Raw genomic sequence first — 19917 nt, forward strand, 5'->3', positions numbered from 1 at the left:
AGTAGGAATCTCCGGCATTCATGCCGGGGAGGACGTCAAGCCGTATTCCTGCTGCGTCTGGCTGCGCTTGCCCTGCCCTCTGTTATCATCGCGCCATGCTCAACATCCAGAATCTGTCCTTCCTTCAAGGCGGCGTGCCGCTACTCCAAAATGTGAATCTACAGGCGTTCGCCAACCAGCGCATCGGGCTAGTTGGCCACAACGGCTGCGGTAAATCTACCTTGTTCCGCCTGATACGCGGCGAACTCAAACCCGATAGTGGCGAGATTTCCATGCAATCAGGCAAGACCATCGCCTTTGTGGAACAAGAGATCGCTAACTCAGAGATGCCCGCGCTGGAGTTCGTGCTCGACGGCGATGTAGAGCTGCGCCACCTAGAAAAGATATTGGCACAGGAGAATCATGACGCGGCTTGGTTCGACGCCCAGCAACGCTATGAGGCCATCGACGGCTACGGTGCCAAAGCTCGCGCCGCACAACTACTGAACGGGCTGGGCTTCGCCAACGACACGCTGGAACGCACCGTCGCCAGCTTCTCCGGTGGATGGCGGATGCGCCTGAACCTCGCTCGCGCGCTGATGCACCGCGCCGACCTGTTGCTGCTGGACGAGCCCACCAACCACCTCGACCTCGAAGCCATCCTTTGGCTAGAACAATATCTGGCACGCTATCCTGGCAGCATCTTGCTCGTCTCACATGACCGGGAGTTCCTCAACGCTTGCGTGAACAGGATCGCGCATGTGCATGATATGACGATAGATTGCTATAGTGGCGACTACGATGCTTTCGAGCATGCCCGTGCCGAACGCCTCGCGCAGCAGCAGCAAGCGTTCCAAACTCAACAGGCGAAGATTGCCCACTTAGAAGATTTCGTGCGCCGTTTTCGCGCCAAGGCAACTAAGGCCAAACAGGCGCAGAGCCGCGTCAAGGCATTGGAACGCATCACCCGTATCGCCCCTGCACACACCACCGACGGCCATTTCGAATTGGAGATCGAAGCGCCGGAACGCGGCCCCGATCTGCTGTTGCGCGCAGAAAAGATGGGGTTCGCCTATGGCGAGAAGACGCTGTTTCGCAACATCGACTTGATGCTGCGCGCAGGTGCACGCATCGCTCTGCTCGGCCCTAATGGTGCAGGTAAATCGACGCTCATCAAGCTGTTTGTCGGCGAACTGAAAGCGACGGTGGGCAAGTTGGAATTCACGCCGGACATCCGTATCGGTTACTTTGCGCAGCACCAACTAGAGAATTTGGACAGCGCCGCCACGCCCTTGCAGCACATGGAACGCATCGCCCCCAAGGAGACCACGCTATCGCTGCGTAGCTTTCTGGGACGCTTCGGGCTGGCGGGTGATAGCGAGGATCGACCGGTGGCCAGCTTCTCCGGCGGTGAAAAGAGCCGTCTTGCATTAGCACTCTTGGCCTGGCAGAAACCGCACCTCCTCCTGCTTGATGAACCGACCAACCACCTCGATCTCGATATGCGCGATGCGCTCACTATCGCTCTAGAGGAATACACCGGCGCGGTAGTTATCGTTTCGCATGACCGCAGCCTGATCCGTGCCGTAGCCGACGAGCTATGGTTGGTCGCAGATGGCGAGGCTCATCTGTTCGACGGTGACTTGGAAGACTACAAGAGTTGGATAGAGAACCGCCGTCCGCGCGAAGCTGCCGCTCAGCCCAAGGCAGAGAAACCGCGCGAGAAAACACCCCCTAAGCCGAATCTTAAAGCCTTGCAGGCCAAGCAAACCAAGCTTGAAACCGCTCTGAATGCGGCGCAGGCGGAGCTGACTGCGGTCAACCAGCAACTTGCTGATCCCGCTACCTATACGAATCCTGACCGAGATAAACTCACGCAGCTTAATGCGGACCGCGCCAAGCTAGAGTCAAAAGTGGCCGAACTGGAAGAAGCCTGGCTAGAGTTGGAAATGGCGAAAGAGTGAGGACTCTGGATGAGGTGATGCTTTACGCACACCCCATCCAGCCGACCAAAGCGGCTTAGGCCCGCTTGTCTTTCTCGATCAGCGCATAAGCGGAATGGTTGTGGATGGACTCGAAGTTCTCGGATTCGACGACATAGGCCGTGATGCGATCATCTGCATTGAGTACCGCAGCCACATCTCGCACCATGTCTTCGACGAACTTCGGATTGTCGTACGCACGTTCAGTAACGTACTTCTCGTCTGGACGCTTGAGCAAACCAAACAGTTCGCAGGATGCTTGCTCCTCCGCATAACGCACCAACTCTTCGATCCACACGGGGCTGCCCGTGCGCACAGTCAGCGTGACGTGTGAACGCTGATTATGCGCACCACGCTCAGAGATCTTTTTCGAGCAGGGGCACAAGCTGGTGACAGGGACCAGCACTTTCATGGTGAAGCGATACTCGCCCTCGATGATCTCGCCGATGAACGTCACATCGTAATCCAGCAGACTTTGCACTTCAGAAACGGGGGCTGCCTTGTTGACGAAGTACGGGAAACTCATCTCGATGTAGCCAGACTGAGCCTCTAGCTTTTCAACCATCTCGCGCAGGATGCTCTCGAACGACTCGACCGAAATCTCACGGCCATGCTGATTGAGAATCTCGACGAAGCGAGACATGTGCGTGCCTTTGAAATTGTGCGGCAGATGCACGTACATGTTGAACGTGGCGACGGTGTGTTGCACGCCGACACTTTTGTCACGGACGACCACTGGATGGCGGATGCCTTTGATGCCGACCTTGTTGATTGCCAGTTGGCGGGTGTCGGCACTGTTCTGTACATCGGGAATTGCGCTAGTTGAGGCTGAGTTCATGCTTGTATCTCACAGCTAAAAGTAGAGTGCGGCGATTATAGCCGATTAATTCACTCGGGATATTTTTGACGTACTGAAGCGACGATACCCGCCGCATCCAGCCCACACTCGGACAACATCTTAGCGGGATCGCCATGTTCGATGAAAGCGTCTGGCAGACCGAGCAACATCACCGGATTCGTCAAACCATGTTGCGCTAGACACTCCGACACGGCACTGCCCGCCCCTCCTTGGATCACGTTTTCTTCAACCGTCACTAACAGGTCATGCTCGCGCGCTAGTTGCTGAATCAATGCTGTATCCAGCGGTTTGACAAAACGCATGTTGGCGACCGTCGCATCCAGCGTTTCAGCAGCGCTGAGCGCCGGAGCCAGCATGGAGCCGAACGCCAGAATAGCGATCTTCTTCCCACTGCGGCGGAGCTCGCCTTTGCCGACGGGTAGCGCGACCATCTCGGCTCGCGGCTTAAAGCCGGGGCCGACACCGCGCGGGTAACGCACGGCTGTCGGAGTATCCATGCGATACGCGGTGTAAAGCATCTGCCGGCACTCGTTCTCATCGGCGGGAGTCATCACCGTCATATTCGGAATACAGCGCAAGAAGCTCAGGTCAAAACTGCCGGCATGGGTCGCACCATCCGCACCGACCAAGCCACCACGGTCGATCGCCAACAGCACCGGTAGATTCTGAATGGCGATGTCGTGGATAAGCTGGTCGTATGCGCGCTGCAAGAAGGTCGAGTAGATCGCCACTACTGGCTTGTAGCCGTCGCAGGCCAAGCCGGCGGCGAATGTCAGCGCATGTTGCTCGGCGATGCCGACATCGAAATAGCGCTCGGGGAAGCGCTCCGAAAACTCGACCATGCCTGAGCCTTCGCACATCGCGGGAGTAATGGCGACCAGCTTCTCATCCGCCGCTGCCATATCGCACAACCAGTCACCGAACACATGGGTGTAGGTCGGCTTGGCTGCCCCTTTAGGCTGGATACCACTGACCGGATCGAACTTGCCGACGCCGTGATAGAGGATGCAATCCTGCTCGGCGCGGATATACCCCTTACCCTTCTGCGTAACGATGTGGAGGAACTGCGGGCCTTGCAATTGGCGGATATTTTGCAGCGTGGTGACCAGCACATCCAGATCGTGCCCATCGATGGGTCCGATGTAGTTGAAACCGAATTCTTCGAACAGCGTACTCGGCGTGACCATGCCTTTGACGTGTTCCTCGGCGCGCTTGGCGAACTCCAGCATCTGCGGCATCCCCTTGAGGATGCTCTCGCTCTTGCTGCGCACTTTGGCGTAGAAGCGCCCCGACATCAGCTTGGCGAGGTAATTGTTCAGCGCACCCACCGGTTTGGAGATAGACATGTCGTTGTCGTTGAGGATCACCAACAGATTGGCATCCATGGCTCCGGCATTATTCAGCGCCTCGAATGCCATGCCGCCCGTCATCGCGCCATCGCCAATGATCGCCACTGCACGGCTCTCGGAACCCGCCAACTGTGCTGCCGCCGCCATACCTAAAGCGGCCGAGATCGAGGTACTAGAATGGCCGGTGCCGAAGGTGTCGTACGGACTCTCGCTGCGCTTGGGGAAGCCCGAGATGCCGCCCGCCATGCGCAAGCCCTTCATCGCCTCGCGTCGGCCTGTGAGTATTTTATGCACGTAGGTCTGGTGGCCGACATCCCACACTAGCTTGTCTTGCGGCGTGTTGAATACGTAATGCAGCGCAACCGTCAACTCGACTGTTCCCAAGTTAGACGACAGATGTCCGCCCGTTTTACTGACCGATTCAACCAAAAACGCACGCAGTTCACTAGCCAATTGCGGCAGTTGTTCTGGTGTTAAACCACGCAGGTCTTCAGGAGTGTTGATCTTTTCCAGCAGTGTAGGCATCAGAACTTTCGCAATACGATGAAATCCGCCAGTTCACGCAGGCGTTGTGCGGGTGCACCAAGGTCAGCCAAGGTATTCAGCGCCTCACGATGCAGGTCGGCGGCCATTTTCTTTGCGGCAACCACACCTAACAAAGTGACGTAGGTCGGCTTGTCGTTGTCAGCATCTTTACCTGCCGTCTTACCCAAGGTGGCAGTATCCGCCTCAGCATCCAAGATGTCATCCACCACTTGAAATGCCAACCCTACACACTTGGCAAAGTGATCAAGGCGAGCTAACGACTCTTCACTTGCTTCACCGCAATTAGCACCCAATAAGACGGCGGCACGGATCAATGCACCTGTCTTGTGAATGTGCATGAATTCGAGTTCGGTGACACTCAGTTGTTTGCCCACGCTATCCAGATCGATAGCCTGTCCGCCCGCCATGCCCCGCGAACCTGAAGCTTGTGCCAGCAGGCGCACCATCGCTATCTGACGCAGGGGATGATCGCTCAACACGGGGTCACTTAAAAAGTGGAAGGCTAAGGTTTGCAGGCTATCCCCCACCAGCAAGGCCGTTGCCTCGTCGAATTGGACATGGCAAGTCGGCTTGCCGCGACGCAGCACGTCGTCGTCCATGCAGGGCATATCATCGTGCACTAATGAATAAGCGTGGATCAGCTCGACTGCCGCCGCCGCATAATTGACACGCTCCAACTCCGCACCTACCAGCTCACCCGCAGCGAAAGCCAGCAAGGGGCGCACCCGCTTACCGCCATCCAGCACCGAATAGCGCATCGCCTGATGCAAACGCTGGGGAGCCACGTCAGACGGTGGCAACCATTGCTTCAACACGTCTTCGAAACGCAACTGATGGGCGCTAGCCCAATCTTGAAATGCCAAGGTCATTTATCATCGTCCACTGCAAACGGTTTAAGGGCGCCCTCTTCCAGCACGCTCACCTGCTGCTGCACAGAATCCAGCTTGCCACGACAGAGTTGCAACAACTCCGCACCACGCTTATAAGCAGCCAGCGAATCCTCCAGGGACAACTTGCCAGACTCCATATCGGCCACCACTTGTTCTAGCTCGGCGAGTGCCGCCTCGAAGCTTTGCCCCTTATGGGATTTTGCAGTCATCACTGATCTCGTTCGCGAAAGAGGCGCATTGTACCGAATGGCTCTATACCTAGACAATCGCTACAACGACATAGGTTCACCCTATATCTCATGGTAGGGTGCGAATTAAGCCTAAATTCGACATCCCCGCACACTCACTCTTGCTCCGACGCGGGTATAATCCGCGCCCATGACCCACCCGCAAGGAACTATCTTGGAACTCTCCACCCGCGTACAAGCCATCAAGCCCTCTCCCACCCTAGCCGTCAATGCTCAAGCAAACAAGCTGAAAGCCGAAGGCAAAGACATTATTGGACTTGGCGTTGGCGAGCCAGATTTTGATACTCCGCAACACATCAAGGATGCAGGCATCGCGGCCATCAACAAGGGTTTCACCAAGTACACGGCCGTCGGCGGCACCGCCTCGCTGAAACAAGCGATCATCGCTAAATTCAAGCGCGACAACGGACTAGATTACAAGCCGAACCAGATCCTAGTTTCCTGTGGTGGTAAACAAAGCTTCTACAATCTGACCCAAGCCACGATCAATAAAGGCGATGAGGTCATCATCCCCGCACCGTTCTGGGTATCCTATCCAGACATCGTGTTGCTGGCCGAAGGTGTACCGGTGATTGTCGAAGCCGGTATCGAGCAAGGTTTCAAGATGAGCGCCGAACAACTGGCTGCCGCCATCACACCCAAGACCCGCATGGTCGTCATCAACAGCCCGAGCAACCCGACGGGCGCGGTCTATACCGCTGCCGAATTGACTGCTTTGGGTGTCGTGCTGCGCCAGCATCCGCACGTGTTGATCGCCAGCGACGATATGTACGAACATATCCGCATGGACGACACACCCTTCGTCAACATCCTCAATGTCTGCCCTGATCTCTACGATCGCACGCTGGTGCTGAACGGCGTTTCCAAGGCTTACGCCATGACCGGCTGGCGCATCGGCTATGCGGCTGGGCGCGCCGACATCATGGCGGCGATGGAGAACATTCAGTCCCAGAGCACGTCCAACCCAACGTCGATCTCGCAAGTCGCGGCAGAAGTGGCGCTGAACGGCGACCAAAGCTGCATCACACCGATGCTGACTGCATTCCGTGAACGCCACGCTTATCTAGTGGATGCACTCAACGCGATCCCCGGCCTGAAGTGCGTGCCCAGTGGCGGCGCGTTCTACGCCTTCCCCGATGCCAGTGCTGCCATCACCAAGCTGCATGCAGAAGGTAAGCTGAAGGAAGCCAACGACCTAGCTCTGGCCGAGCGTCTGCTGGAGTTCGGCGTGGCGCTGGTTCCCGGCTCGGCTTTCGGTAGCGAGGGCTGTATCCGCCTGTCGTTCGCTACGTCGATGGATAATCTGAAAGCGGCGGTCGCCCGCATCGCTGCGGCGCTGGCCTAAGGGATGAAGATTGCCGTTTGTAGCGCCCACCCGTATGACCGGCAATTCTTACAAGAAGCCAACGCCACCTTTGGTCACGAACTGAGCTTCTTCGATGCACGCCTGAACGAAGAGACACGGCAGATGGTGGCGGGCTTTCCCGCCATCTGCGCTTTCGTCAATGACACGCTGAATGAGGCCGTGCTGCAAGCCCTAGCGCAACAAGGAACCCAGTTGATCGCTCTGCGCTGTGCTGGTTTCAACAATGTCGATCTAGCCGCCGCCGCACGTCACGGCATACGTATAGTACGCGTCCCCGCCTACTCTCCGCATTCGATCGCCGAACACACGCTGGCGCTGATCCTGACGCTAAACCGCAAGACCCACCGTGCTTATAACCGGGTTCGCGACGGCAATTTCTCACTCGATGGACTGCTAGGCTTTGAGTTGCGTGGTCGCACCATCGGCATCATCGGCACTGGACGGATCGGTCTTGCCACGGCTGAAATTCTGCGCGGCTTCGGCTGTCGTCTGTTAGCACACGACCCCTACCCGAATCCTGAATGCTTAGCACTTGGCGCACGCTATGTGACGCTGGATGAGTTGTACCGCGAAAGTGATCTCATCACCCTGCACTGCCCGCTCAATCAGGAAAGTTTCCACCTCATCAACGCTGCCGCAATTGGCAAGATGAAGCGCGGCGTGACGATCATCAACACCAGTCGTGGAGCCGTCATCGACACGCCCGCCGTTATCGCCGCCCTCAAGTCTGGCCGTATCGGCGGACTTGGCTTGGACGTGTACGAACAGGAAGGCGACCTCTTTTTCCAAGATTTGTCCTGCCAAGTCATTCAGGACGACATGTTCGAACGCTTACTTTCCTTCCCTAATGTGCTCATCACCGGCCATCAGGGATTCTTCACCGCCGAAGCACTGGCCAGCATCGCTCGCACTACGCTCGACAACGTGCGTGTATTCGAGCAAAGCGGGCTATGCCCTAACGAAGTCACTACAGCATTGGTACGTTAAAACTATGGATCACTCTTTCGATATCGCCATCATTGGCGCAGGCGCCGCTGGCCTGATGTGCGCGCTGACCGCCGCTCAACGCGGACGCTCGGTCGTGCTGCTGGATCACTCCGCCAAACTGGCTGAGAAAATCCGTATTTCCGGCGGCGGGCGCTGCAATTTCACCAACCTCGATGTCAAGCCGGAAAATTTCATTTCCGACAATCCTCACTTCGCCCGCTCGGCACTGGCACGTTACACGCCGCAACACTTCATCTCATTGCTGGACGAGAATGGCATCAGTTGGAGCGAGAAGGAACTCGGGCAGTTGTTCTGCGATGACAGCTCCGAAGCCATCATCAAGCTACTGAAAGACGAGTGTGAAGCCGCGAACGTGCGCCGTTACATCTCATGCGAAGTGCATGAGATCAAGCCGCTGCACAATACGCCTTCGACTAAAAACAAGGCTGGCGAACTCAACAAGGAACGCTTTGTAATCAAAACATCACGCGATACTTTTCATGTCAGTTCACTGGTGATCGCCACCGGCGGACTATCTATCCCCAAGACTGGTGCAACCCCCTTCGGCTACAAGATCGCCGAGCAATTCAATCTGCCTATCGTCAAACTCAGGCCGGGACTGGTGCCGCTCACGTTCCGCCCCGACGAATGGGAGCCTTATGCTGGGTTGTCTGGGCTATCGTTCCCAGCGGAGGTCAGCTTCGGCAAGCAGAGCTTCCGCAATGAGTTACTGTTCACGCATCGCGGATTGAGCGGGCCAGCGATCTTGCAGATCTCCTCGTACTGGGAACACGGTCAGCCGCTATCCATCGACCTATTGCCTGGACGCGACCTGAACGCACTATTTGAGGAACACCGTAGCAGTAAGATGCTGATGAGCAATTTCATCGGACAATATCTGCCCAAACGCTTTGCCGAGGCATGGTTACCGCAATTCGGCGAAAACCTGCCCGTCAACCAGTGGTCACCCAAGAAGTTGCTCGCCATTGCGGAGCAACTCCATCACTGGCGCATCACCCCCTCTGGGACTCAGGGCTACACCAAGGCCGAGGTCACTTGTGGCGGTGTGGATACCCGCGCACTTTCGTCCAAGACCATGGAGGCCAACGAGATACCCGGACTGTTCTTCATCGGCGAAGTCGTCGATGTCACTGGCCAATTGGGCGGCTACAACTTCCAGTGGGCATGGGCTTCGGGCTATGCAGCCGGTATGGCAGCTTAACTAAACATGGCTATAATCAGCTCCAGACGGAACCTCAGACGCCGATGACCGTCATATCGTCTGTTCGTCAACCCGACATTGAAAGGAATATCATGAAACTGCTACTCACCACGGCACTGCTCGCCAGCCTGACTACCAGCGTCGCTTACGCCTGCCCCACACCCGATGCCGACCACTGTGACCCCAAGAAACACGGCAAAATGGAACCGATGAGCTCTCCATGGCAAAAGCTGCATGATGAATTGAAGCTGACACCCGAGCAGGAAGCGTCTTGGAAAGCCATGCAAGATCACAATCGTGCTCGCATGGAACGACATCACAAGGACATGCAGGAAGCGATGGAGCAAGACAAGAACCTCACCGCTCCGCAGCGTATGGAACGCCGCAATGCGATGATGGAGCATCAACAGCAAGAGCGCACCGAAATGACTACCGAGTTCAAGGCCTTCTACGAAAAACTCTCACCCGAACAGCAGAAGACACTAAATTCGCATTCGGGAAGGCACGAAGGGATGCACGAGGGTTGCGACCCCAAACGCCTGCCACCGATCAAGAAATAATTCATTCATCTTATTCGATTAAAATCCTAGCGGCTGCATGACAGCCGCTTTCTATACCGGAGACTTGTATGCAAAACCTATATAGCCGCCGCTTGGCCATCATCCATTGGCTCACGTTGGCTCTATTCATCACCGCCTTCTATTTCGGCCATGAGTTAGACGAGACCGAGCAAGCCGCCGCAAAATTCAGCCTGTATCCGTATCACTTCCTACTCGGTGATGCCGTGCTTGTGCTGACCTTGCTACGTGCCTACTTCGTCCGCAAGGATGGTAAACCAGCCCCTGTGGCAGGCGGCAGTCCGTTGGCAAACAAAGTCGCCGTTGGCATCCACCATTTGCTGTATGTACTATTGATCGCCGTTCCGGCCAGCGGCATGATTATGCTGAATAGCACGGGCCTGCTCGCAGCTTTCCAAGCTCACGATGTCAGCAAAATGCCTGATCTCGAGGAGTTCGCCATCCATGAGATTCACGCCACACTGATTTTCATCCTGATTGGCACGATTGTTCTGCATGTGGTCGCGGCGCTGTATCACCAGCTCATCCTCAAGGACAACATCCTCAGCCGAATCTCTTTGTTTGGCAAACGCGATTAACAAAATACTGTCGAGGAAGCGCGCTCCGAACTCGCCTCCTCGACACATTGTCTCCCGTCATTTCCCCCAGAGTAGTGCTATCATTGCGCCCGCAAAAATCATAAAAGATGTGCACGAGTAGCATATAAAAACTGGCTACCGCACGATAACTAAAAAGAATCGGGGAGAGAAATGATTCTAGGAAACACAAACTTATCTGGCGCGTCCGAGTTCGTGGTGCAAGGTATCACCATTGATGGGCAAGTATTCAGCCTTCCCGAAGATTGGGCCTTGCCGGAAGACTGGGTGGATCATCTCTGCGACATGCTTTCTACGACTAACATCGATAAACGCACCATCTATTCCGAATTCGTTCGCCCTGCCATCATCGGAGATGTTCGCTCTGTCGTAGTTCAGCTCGAAATCAAGGAAAAGCATCCGGGTGCGTTCGATCGCATCACTCAGTTCGTCGGCGAGCACAATCTCAAGGTGCGTCTTGGACGCGGCAAAACTGCGACTCCGGTTATCGCGGAGCGTCGTGACCCGATGCGCAACAACGGCTAAGCGATTGATCTGCAAATTCTTAGGCCAGTGGTAGCAGCATGAACCTGCTAAAAGCACTGGCTACCATCAGTGCACTAACTTTTGCCTCACGTATCCTAGCCTTCGCGCGTGATGTGCTGATTGCCCGCATCTTCGGTGCGGGCATGGCGACCGACGCATTCTTCGTCGCCTTCAAACTTCCCAATCTGCTGCGTCGTTTGTTCGCTGAGGGCGCATTCTCTCAGGCCTTTATCCCCATCTTCGGCGAATACAAGAATCGGCGTGGACAAGAAGAAACCAAACTACTGGTTGACCACGTCGTTTCGCTGCTGGCAGTCATCCTATTTGTCGTGACCATCATCGGCATTATTGCCGCCCCGATCTTGGTCTATATCAGTGCACCCGGCTTTGTCAAAGAGCCGGAAAAGTTCGACCTCACCGTGCAGTTGCTGCGCATCACCTCGCCTTACATCTTTTTCATCTCGTTGGTAGCCGTGGCCGCCGGGATACTCAACTCCTACAATAAGTTCTGGGTGCCGGCCTTCGCTCCAGTTTTACTGAACATCTGCTTCATCGGTGCTGCGCTGTGGTTAGCGCCATATTGCGATCCGCCTATCATGGCGCTGGGCTGGGCGGTATTCCTTGCTGGTATTGTGCAACTAGCGTTCCAGGTACCATTCCTGAGGAAAATTGGCATGATGCCGCGCTGGCGCTTGGTATTCAACGACGACGGGGTATGGCGCGTCATTAAGCAGATGGGACCAGCCGTGTTTGGTGTCTCCATCAGCCAGATAAGCCTCATTATCAACACCATCTTCGCCTCCTTCCTCGCCGCCGGCAGCGTATCCTGGCTGTATTACGCCGACCGTTTGATGGAATTTCCATCCGGCGTGCTCGGCGTGGCCATTAGCACCATCTTGCTTCCCTCACTATCCAAGTTGCATGTAGATAGCAATCCTAAAGAGTTCTCAAAGCTATTGGACTGGGGCCTGCGCCTGACCTGCATGCTTACCCTGCCTTCTGCGCTGGCGCTGGGCTTGATCGCCGTCCCACTGCTCTCTACCTTTTTTCAGCATGGCAACTTCCAGTCGCACGACGTGCTGATGACACGAGATGCGCTGGTTGGGTACAGCGTTGGCTTGATTGGTATTCTGTCCGTGAAGGTGCTCGCGCCCGGTTTTTATGCACGGCAAGACATCAAGACGCCAGTAAAGATCGGCCTCATCACCTTGGCCGCCACGCAACTGATGAACCTTGCCTTTATCGGCTGGCTAAATCACGCTGGGTTGGCGCTGGCCATCGGCCTTGGTGCCTGTGTCAACTCGTCCATCCTGCTCTACCTCTTGCTCAAGCGCGGCATCTATCAGCCTGAACCAGGTTGGGCAGCATTCTCAGCCAAACTAGGTGCTGCGCTACTAGCGATGGGGGCGACACTCTGGTTTGTTATGGGGAGCGAACAGCACTGGCTAACAACTAGCGGCTGGACGCGCATTGGCCACCTCACCTTACTTGTTACCGCAGGTATCGTCGTCTATTTCACCGTATTGGGCGCACTAGGCTTCCGCCCCAAAGATTTTGCCAAGCGTGGCGTAAATTAACCGGAGTACAAAGATGAGTGACTTTTCCTATAACGTAGAAGAAGACAACTTTGATAAGCTTGTTGTGGCGCGCTCCCATGAACTACCCGTGCTCATGGATATCAGCGCTGAATGGTGCTCCCCTTGCCGCGTACTCGCGCCCCTACTTCACAAGCTGGTGTTCGAATATAACGGCAAGTTCATCCTCGGCATCGTCGATGCCGACGAAAATATGAGGATCGCTGGACGCCATAAAGTACGTGGATTCCCCACCGTCATTGCTTACAGCTACGGTATCGAAATCGACCGCTTCCACAGCGCTCAGACCGAGGGTTATTTGCGTAACTTCATTGACAGCGTACTCGCAAGGCACGAAACACATCAGCACTAAATGACTATTGCAGACTCGAATTTCGCATGTCGGCCAAGACAACACCTGCACTAAGCGTGACTAATGACAAAGCCCTCTCATCGAGGGCTTTGTCATTAATGGGCAGGCGAATCTATTGAACCTCTAAAAGCAAGAAGCCCAGTCTAGGCTTTAAAGGAGTCTGACGCTTGTCCTGAGCTTATCGAAAGGATGACATACTTTGGCTACGACATCACATCGATTAAACGATATGAGTCTCCACAACTACAACTATATTTTGGTCTTAACTATCAGATAGCTACGAACATTTTCGATTGGTAGCCATAAAAGCAAAAAGCCCAGAATGAACTGGGCTTTTTGTTTGTAAGGAGTCTGACGATGACCTACTTTCACATGGGCAATCCACACTATCATTGGCGCGAAGTCGTTTCACTGTCCTGTTCGGGATGGGAAGGAGTGGGACCAACTTGCTATGGTCGTCAGACATAACTGTCGGCTGACTGGTGTCTCAGTTGAGAGGCCAGTCGGCCATATTCTGGATGAAGTAAAGAGGTTTTGATTGTTGCGAGCAACACCTGTTTTGTTACTTAATGTTATAGGATCAAGCCTCACGAGCAATTAGTATCAGTTAGCTTAACGCATTACTGCGCTTCCACACCTGACCTATCAACGTCCTGGTCTCGAACGACTCTTTAGGGGCATCTAGTGCCCAGGGAAGTCTCATCTTGAGGCGAGTTTCCCGCTTAGATGCTTTCAGCGGTTATCTCTTCCGAATTTAGCTACCCGGCAATGCCATTGGCATGACAACCGGTACACCAGAGATTCGTCCACTCCGGTCCTCTCGTACTAGGAGCAGGTCCCCTCAAACTTCCAACGCCCACGGCAGATAGGGACCAAACTGTCTCACGACGTTTTAAACCCAGCTCACGTACCACTTTAAATGGCGAACAGCCATACCCTTGGGACCGGCTACAGCCCCAGGATGTGATGAGCCGACATCGAGGTGCCAAACTCCCCCGTCGATATGAACTCTTGGGAGGAATCAGCCTGTTATCCCCAGAGTACCTTTTATCCGTTGAGCGATGGCCCTTCCATACAGAACCACCGGATCACTATGACCTGCTTTCGCACCTGCTCGACTTGTCAGTCTCGCAGTTAAGCTCTCTTTTGCCATTGCACTATCAGTACGATGTCCGACCGTACCTAGAGAACCTTCGTACTCCTCCGTTACAATTTGGGAGGAGACCGCCCCAGTCAAACTGCCTACCATGCACGGTCCCCGATCCGGATTACGGACCTAGGTTAGAACCTCAAACACATCAGGGTGGTATTTCAAGGATGGCTCCATAAGGACTGGCGTCCCTACTTCAATGCCTCCCACCTATCCTACACAGATCTGTTCAAAGTCCAATGCAAAGCTACAGTAAAGGTTCATGGGGTCTTTCCGTCTAGCCGCGGGGAGATTGCATCTTCACAAACATTTCAACTTCGCTGAGTCCCGGGTGGAGACAGTGTGGCCATCGTTACGCCATTCGTGCAGGTCGGAACTTACCCGACAAGGAATTTCGCTACCTTAGGACCGTTATAGTTACGGCCGCCGTTTACTGGGGCTTCGATCAAGAGCTTGCACCCCATCACTTAACCTTCCAGCACCGGGCAGGCGTCACACTCTATACGTCCACTTTCGTGTTTGCAGAGTGCTGTGTTTTTATTAAACAGTCGCAGCCACCATTTCACTGCAACCCCATCGACCTTCGAGAGCAAGTCTCTACAATCTACCGGGGCGCACCTTATCCCGAAGTTACGGTGCTAATTTGCCGAGTTCCTTCACCCGAGTTCTCTCAAGCGCCTTAGAATTCTCATCCTACCCACCTGTGTCGGTTTGCGGTACGGTCTCAATATAACTGAAGCTTAGTGGCTTTTCTTGGAAGCTTGGTATCAGCAACTTCTGCACCTAAGTGCATCGTCATCACGCCTCAGAATTGATCTCCCGGATTTGCCTAAGAAATCTCCCTACACGCTTAAACTGCCTATTCCAACAGACAGCTTGCTTAACCTTCTCCGTCCCCACATCGCATTACATTGAGGTACAGGAATATTAACCTGTTTCCCATCGACTACGCTTTTCAGCCTCGCCTTAGGGGCCGACTCACCCTGCTCCGATGAACGTTGAACAGGAAACCTTGGGTTTTCGGCGAGGGAGCCTTTCACTCCCTTTATCGCTACTCATGTCAGCATTCGCACTTCTGATACCTCCAGCATTCTTCACAGAACACCTTCGCAGGCCTACAGAACGCTCTCCTACCATATGTACAAGTACATATCCGCGATTTCGGTGCATAGTTTGAGCCCCGTTACATCTTCCGCGCAGGACGACTCGATCAGTGAGCTATTACGCTTTCTTTAAATGATGGCTGCTTCTAAGCCAACATCCTGACTGTTTTAGCCTTCCCACTTCGTTTTCCACTTAACTATGTCTTGGGGACCTTAATCGGCGGTCTGGGTTGTTTCCCTTTCGACACCGGACGTTAGCACCCGATGTCTGTCTCCCACGCTCGCACTTCTCGGTATTCGGAGTTTGCAATGGTTTGGTAATCAGCAATAGACCCCTAGCCATAACAGTGCTCTACCCCCGAGAGTGATACGTGAGGCACTACCTAAATAGTTTTCGGAGAGAACCAGCTATTTCCAAGTTTGTTTAGCCTTTCACCCCTATCCACAGCTCATCCCCTAACTTTTCAACGTTAGTGGGTTCGGACCTCCAGTTGGTTTTACCCAACCTTCATCCTGGCCATGGATAGATCACTTGGTTTCGGGTCTACACCCAGCAACTATCGCCCTTATCAGACTCGGTTTCCCTACGCCTCCCCTATTCGGTTAAGCTCGCTACTGAATGTAAGTCGCTGACCCATTATACAAAAGGTACGCAGTCACGGAACAAGTCCGCTCCCACTGTTTGTATGCATACGATTTCAGGATCTATTTCACTCCCCTTCCGGGGTTCTTTTCGCCTTTCCCTCACGGTACTGGTTCACTATCGGTCGATTACGAGTATTTAGCCTTGGAGGATGGTCCCCCCATGTTCAGACAGGATTTCTCGTGTCCCGCCCTACTTGTTCCAACCCTATTTCCACCACTGAATTTTCAAATACGGGGCTATCACCCACTATGGCCAGCTTTTCCAAGCTGTTCTCTTAATTGAATGGCTAAAGGTTGCAGGCTGCTCCGCGTTCGCTCGCCACTACTTACGGAATCTCGGTTGATTTCTTTTCCTTCAGCTACTTAGATGTTTCAGTTCGCTGAGTTCGCTTTACCTGACCTATGTATTCAGTCAGGAATGACCCAAAGGGCCGGGTTTCCCCATTCAGATATCTACGGATCAAAGCTTTATTGCCAGCTCCCCGTAGCTTTTCGCAGGCTTACACGTCTTTCATCGCCTGTAATCGCCAAGGCATCCATCATATGCACTTATTCGCTTGACCCTATAACGTTAAGCCCTCCGAAGAGGTCAACATTACAAGTGTTGTTTGTCTCGCGTTTGTGACCGCATCGATACGACTAGCATCAATACGGCTTGATACAATCAAAACCCATTTAGTTTTTCCACTCACATGCGCACGGTTTCCCGCACCCACGTCAGTGAGAATCACTTTCTTTACTTCTTCCAGATTTTTAAAGAACTACTTGCGCCATTAAGACTCAAGACATAAATCATCATCTCGATAATCATTTATGTCTTGTGACTCGTACCAGGTAATGGTGGAGGTTGACGGGATCGAACCGACGACCCCCTGCTTGCAAAGCAGGTGCTCTCCCAGCTGAGCTAAACCCCCTCTTTACTTGGTGGGTCTAGTTGGACTCGAACCAACGACCCCCGCGTTATCAACACGGTGCTCTAACCAGCTGAGCTACAGACCCAAACGCAGCCGTTAGCAACAACTCATTCGCTGTCAGTTAAAGCATTCACTGTTTTAACTAACGGCTAACGACTCATAACTAACAACTTCTTAAACAACCGATGAGTGTAGGCACTCGGATCAAGATACTCTAGAAAGGAGGTGATCCAGCCGCACCTTCCGATACGGCTACCTTGTTACGACTTCACCCCAGTCATGAAACCCAGCGTGGTAAGCGCCCTCCTTACGGTTAGGCTACCTACTTCTGCCAGATTCCACTCCCATGGTGTGACGGGCGGTGTGTACAAGACCCGGGAACGTATTCACCGCGACATGCTGATCCGCGATTACTAGCGATTCCGACTTCATGGAGTCGAGTTGCAGACTCCAATCCGGACTACGATCGGCTTTCTGGGATTGGCTCCACCTCGCGGCTTGGCAACCCTCTGTACCGACCATTGTATTACGTGTGAAGCCCTACCCATAAGGGCCATGAGGACTTGACGTCATCCCCACCTTCCTCCGGTTTATCACCGGCAGTCTCATTAAAGTGCCCAACTAAATGATGGCAATTAATGACAAGGGTTGCGCTCGTTGCGGGACTTAACCCAACATCTCACGACACGAGCTGACGACAGCCATGCAGCACCTGTGTCCAAGTTCTCTTTCGAGCACAATCCCATCTCTGGAATCTTCTTGGCATGTCAAGGGTAGGTAAGGTTTTTCGCGTTGCATCGAATTAATCCACATAATCCACCGCTTGTGCGGGTCCCCGTCAATTCCTTTGAGTTTTAACCTTGCGGCCGTACTCCCCAGGCGGTCAACTTCACGCGTTAGCTGCGGTACTAAGGAAGTCTCCTCCCCCAACACCTAGTTGACATCGTTTAGGGCGTGGACTACCAGGGTATCTAATCCTGTTTGCTCCCCACGCTTTCGTGCATGAGCGTCAGTATTGACCCAGGGGGCTGCCTTCGCCATCGGTATTCCTCCACATCTCTACGCATTTCACTGCTACACGTGGAATTCTACCCCCCTCTGCCATACTCTAGTCTTGCAGTCACAAACGCCGTTCCCAGGTTAAGCCCGGGGCTTTCACGTCTGTCTTACAAAACCGCCTGCGCACGCTTTACGCCCAGTAATTCCGATTAACGCTCGCACCCTACGTATTACCGCGGCTGCTGGCACGTAGTTAGCCGGTGCTTCTTCTGATGGTACCGTCATCAGTCACAGGTATTATCCGTAACCTTTTCTTTCCACCTGAAAGAGCTTTACAACCCGAAGGCCTTCTTCACTCACGCGGCATGGCTGGATCAGGCTTTCGCCCATTGTCCAAAATTCCCCACTGCTGCCTCCCGTAGGAGTCTGGGCCGTGTCTCAGTCCCAGTGTGGCAGATCATCCTCTCAGACCTGCTACGGATCGTCGCCTTGGTGAGCCTTTACCTCACCAACTAGCTAATCCGATATCGGCCGCTCCGACAACGCAAGGCCATTACTGGTCCCCTGCTTTCCCCCTCAGGGCATATGCGGTATTAGCGTAACTTTCGCTACGTTATCCCCCATTGCCGGGTACGTTCCGATATATTACTCACCCGTTCGCCACTAACTCTGGAGCAAGCTCCAAAATCCGTTCGACTTGCATGTGTAAAGCATGCCGCCAGCGTTCAATCTGAGCCAGGATCAAACTCTTCAGTTCAATCCTACTTTTGATCAGCTTTCGCCAATCGGTCTCACTCAAAATAAATCGACTTGCGTCTTTTCATATATAAGCGAGGTACTTCAGTTTTTTTATAGTATGTGCCAATAGCCTAAACTATCAACACCACTCAACCCAAGCACCTACACTCATCAGTTGTTTCTTCTATCTTTTAAGGAACTTTCCTGCTCCGCTTTCGCTTCGCATCCACTGCCTCAGCAGCGAAGAGGTGCGCATTATAGGGACTCAAAACTTCTTGTCAACTCTATTTTTGCTTACCGTTTTTCTTTTGACTGGTTGCGGGGGCAGGATTTGAACCTACGACCTTCGGGTTATGAGCCCGACGAGCTACCGAGCTGCTCCACCCCGCGTCAGAAGGAGGCGGACTATAGCAACGAGTCTGGCGACGGTCAACAAGTATTTCGAAAAATTGCGCGAAACTTGCGTTTGACTCAGTGCGCATTACTCACTGCCGGGTAATTCAACGAACCCTATCCCGCTAATCCCACATAGACATTCTGCACATCATCATCTTCATCAATGGCACCGAGGAAGGCTTCAACCTCATCGCGCTCAACATCATTGCTGAGCGTCACGGGATTCTTCGGGCGATACCCTAATTGAGCGGAAACAATGGTAAAGCCATGTCCGGGCAATGCTTTACACACAACATCCAGATCGGTGACATCAGTCAGGAACAGACTCGCGCCCTCCTCTGAAGGCTCAAAATCTTGCGCCCCTGCTTCGATAGCAGCGACTTCGGCATCGGCATCTTTGGAGTTCGGCGTAGCTTCGATCATCCCAACATAGTTGAAGTCCCATGAGACGGAACCTGGCGCGCCCAGTTGCCCCTTGCGAAACAGCACGTTCATGCTGGATTTGGTGCGATTGATGTTATCGGAGAGACATTCGACGATGACAGGCACACGATGCGGAGCAAAGCCTTCATAGACCAGTCGCTCTAGTTGCGCACCGCCATCGAGCAACCCAGCACCTTTTTTGATAGCGCGATCCAGCGTTTCTTTAGGCATTGAGGCCTTTTTGGCTTGCTCTACGACAAGACGCAAACGCGAATTGGTATCAGGATCAGCACCGCCTTTAGCTGCCACCATAATTTCCTTGGCAAGCTTGCCGAAAATCTTGCCTTTTGCATTCGCTGCGACTTCTTTGTGCCTAGCTTTCCACTGTGCGCCCATGTCTGCTCTCTTGTGTATTGGTTGTACGAAAAATCTGAAGCGTGCATCTTGCCTCAAGTGACGCAAGGGTTCAATCTCG

At 53.8% G+C, this 19917-nt stretch carries 14 protein-coding genes, 3 tRNA genes and 3 rRNA genes; 9 read left to right on the plus strand and 11 right to left on the minus strand.

Going from position 1 to position 19917, the window contains the following annotated elements; translation table 11 throughout:
• Positions 1 to 95: 95 nt before the first annotated feature.
• A complete protein-coding gene (locus OYT1_RS07370; protein WP_062627692.1) occupies positions 96 to 1943 on the plus strand; it encodes an ABC-F family ATP-binding cassette domain-containing protein in 1848 nt (615 codons plus the stop codon).
• Positions 1944 to 1998: 55 nt separating this feature from the next.
• Here OYT1_RS07370 and folE2 read toward each other — a convergent pair whose 3' ends face one another.
• The 4 genes from folE2 to OYT1_RS07390 are packed head-to-tail and all read right to left on the minus strand — an operon-like array spanning position 1999 to position 5814.
• A complete protein-coding gene (gene folE2 / locus OYT1_RS07375; RefSeq protein WP_062627691.1) occupies positions 1999 to 2799 on the minus strand; it encodes a GTP cyclohydrolase FolE2 in 801 nt (266 codons plus the stop codon).
• Positions 2800 to 2849: 50 nt separating this feature from the next.
• The gene (gene dxs / locus OYT1_RS07380; protein WP_062627690.1) at positions 2850 to 4694 is read right to left on the minus strand and encodes a 1-deoxy-D-xylulose-5-phosphate synthase; all 1845 of its coding nucleotides are present in this window, start codon (positions 4692 to 4694) and stop codon (positions 2850 to 2852) included.
• The gene (locus OYT1_RS07385; RefSeq protein WP_062627689.1) at positions 4694 to 5584 is read right to left on the minus strand and encodes a polyprenyl synthetase family protein; all 891 of its coding nucleotides are present in this window, start codon (positions 5582 to 5584) and stop codon (positions 4694 to 4696) included. The genes dxs and OYT1_RS07385 overlap by 1 nt, the downstream gene beginning before the upstream one ends.
• Positions 5581 to 5814 (minus strand): exodeoxyribonuclease VII small subunit, encoded by a 234-nt coding sequence (locus OYT1_RS07390; RefSeq protein WP_062627688.1) that lies wholly within the window; start codon positions 5812 to 5814, stop codon positions 5581 to 5583. The genes OYT1_RS07385 and OYT1_RS07390 overlap by 4 nt, the downstream gene beginning before the upstream one ends.
• Before the next feature lie 193 nt (positions 5815 to 6007).
• Here OYT1_RS07390 and OYT1_RS07395 point away from each other — a divergent pair, with 193 nt between their 5' ends.
• The 8 genes from OYT1_RS07395 (at position 6008) to OYT1_RS07430 (ending at position 13074) form a co-directional block, all read left to right on the plus strand.
• A complete protein-coding gene (locus OYT1_RS07395) occupies positions 6008 to 7198 on the plus strand; it encodes a pyridoxal phosphate-dependent aminotransferase (RefSeq protein WP_062627702.1) in 1191 nt (396 codons plus the stop codon).
• Between the two features lie 3 nt (positions 7199 to 7201).
• Positions 7202 to 8206 (plus strand): 2-hydroxyacid dehydrogenase, encoded by a 1005-nt coding sequence (locus OYT1_RS07400; RefSeq protein WP_062627687.1) that lies wholly within the window; start codon positions 7202 to 7204, stop codon positions 8204 to 8206.
• A 4-nt stretch (positions 8207 to 8210) separates the two neighbouring features.
• A complete protein-coding gene (locus OYT1_RS07405) occupies positions 8211 to 9428 on the plus strand; it encodes a BaiN/RdsA family NAD(P)/FAD-dependent oxidoreductase (RefSeq protein ID WP_062627686.1) in 1218 nt (405 codons plus the stop codon).
• A gap of 92 nt (positions 9429 to 9520) precedes the next feature.
• Positions 9521 to 9988, plus strand: coding sequence for a Spy/CpxP family protein refolding chaperone (locus tag OYT1_RS07410; RefSeq protein WP_062627685.1), 468 nt, complete (start codon positions 9521 to 9523; stop codon positions 9986 to 9988).
• Between the two features lie 68 nt (positions 9989 to 10056).
• On the plus strand, positions 10057 to 10584 hold the full coding sequence (locus OYT1_RS07415) for a cytochrome b (RefSeq protein WP_062627684.1): 528 nt from the start codon (positions 10057 to 10059) through the stop codon (positions 10582 to 10584).
• Positions 10585 to 10755: 171 nt separating this feature from the next.
• Positions 10756 to 11127 (plus strand): DUF3579 domain-containing protein, encoded by a 372-nt coding sequence (locus OYT1_RS07420; protein ID WP_062627683.1) that lies wholly within the window; start codon positions 10756 to 10758, stop codon positions 11125 to 11127.
• A gap of 38 nt (positions 11128 to 11165) precedes the next feature.
• Entirely contained in the window at positions 11166 to 12704 is a 1539-nt protein-coding gene (gene murJ / locus OYT1_RS07425) for a murein biosynthesis integral membrane protein MurJ (protein WP_062627682.1), read from the plus strand.
• Positions 12705 to 12717: 13 nt separating this feature from the next.
• Positions 12718 to 13074 carry a thioredoxin family protein gene (locus OYT1_RS07430; protein ID WP_062627681.1) on the plus strand — a complete coding sequence of 119 codons (357 nt, stop codon included), beginning with the start codon at positions 12718 to 12720 and terminating at the stop codon, positions 13072 to 13074.
• Positions 13075 to 13423: 349 nt separating this feature from the next.
• On the opposite strand, the gene rrf is transcribed toward OYT1_RS07430, so the two are convergent.
• From rrf to OYT1_RS07465, 7 genes are all read right to left on the minus strand, one after another.
• A 5S ribosomal RNA gene (gene rrf / locus OYT1_RS07435) occupies positions 13424 to 13537 on the minus strand.
• Between the two features lie 113 nt (positions 13538 to 13650).
• A 23S ribosomal RNA gene (locus OYT1_RS07440) occupies positions 13651 to 16535 on the minus strand.
• 275 nt (positions 16536 to 16810) lie between these two features.
• Positions 16811 to 16886 (minus strand) — tRNA-Ala (locus OYT1_RS07445).
• Between the two features lie 8 nt (positions 16887 to 16894).
• Positions 16895 to 16971: transfer RNA gene (locus OYT1_RS07450), tRNA-Ile, on the minus strand.
• A gap of 133 nt (positions 16972 to 17104) precedes the next feature.
• A 16S ribosomal RNA gene (locus OYT1_RS07455) occupies positions 17105 to 18642 on the minus strand.
• The 16S, 23S and 5S rRNA genes sit together here with 3 tRNA genes alongside, the layout of an rRNA operon.
• 294 nt (positions 18643 to 18936) lie before the next feature.
• A tRNA-Met gene (locus tag OYT1_RS07460) sits at positions 18937 to 19013 on the minus strand.
• A gap of 120 nt (positions 19014 to 19133) precedes the next feature.
• Positions 19134 to 19838, minus strand: coding sequence for a YebC/PmpR family DNA-binding transcriptional regulator (locus OYT1_RS07465; protein ID WP_062627438.1), 705 nt, complete (start codon positions 19836 to 19838; stop codon positions 19134 to 19136).
• Between the last annotated feature and the right edge of the window lie 79 nt (positions 19839 to 19917).

The sequence above is a fragment of the Ferriphaselus amnicola genome (genome assembly GCF_000974685.2).
GTDB classification, from domain to species: Bacteria; Pseudomonadota; Gammaproteobacteria; order Burkholderiales; family Gallionellaceae; genus Ferriphaselus; species Ferriphaselus amnicola.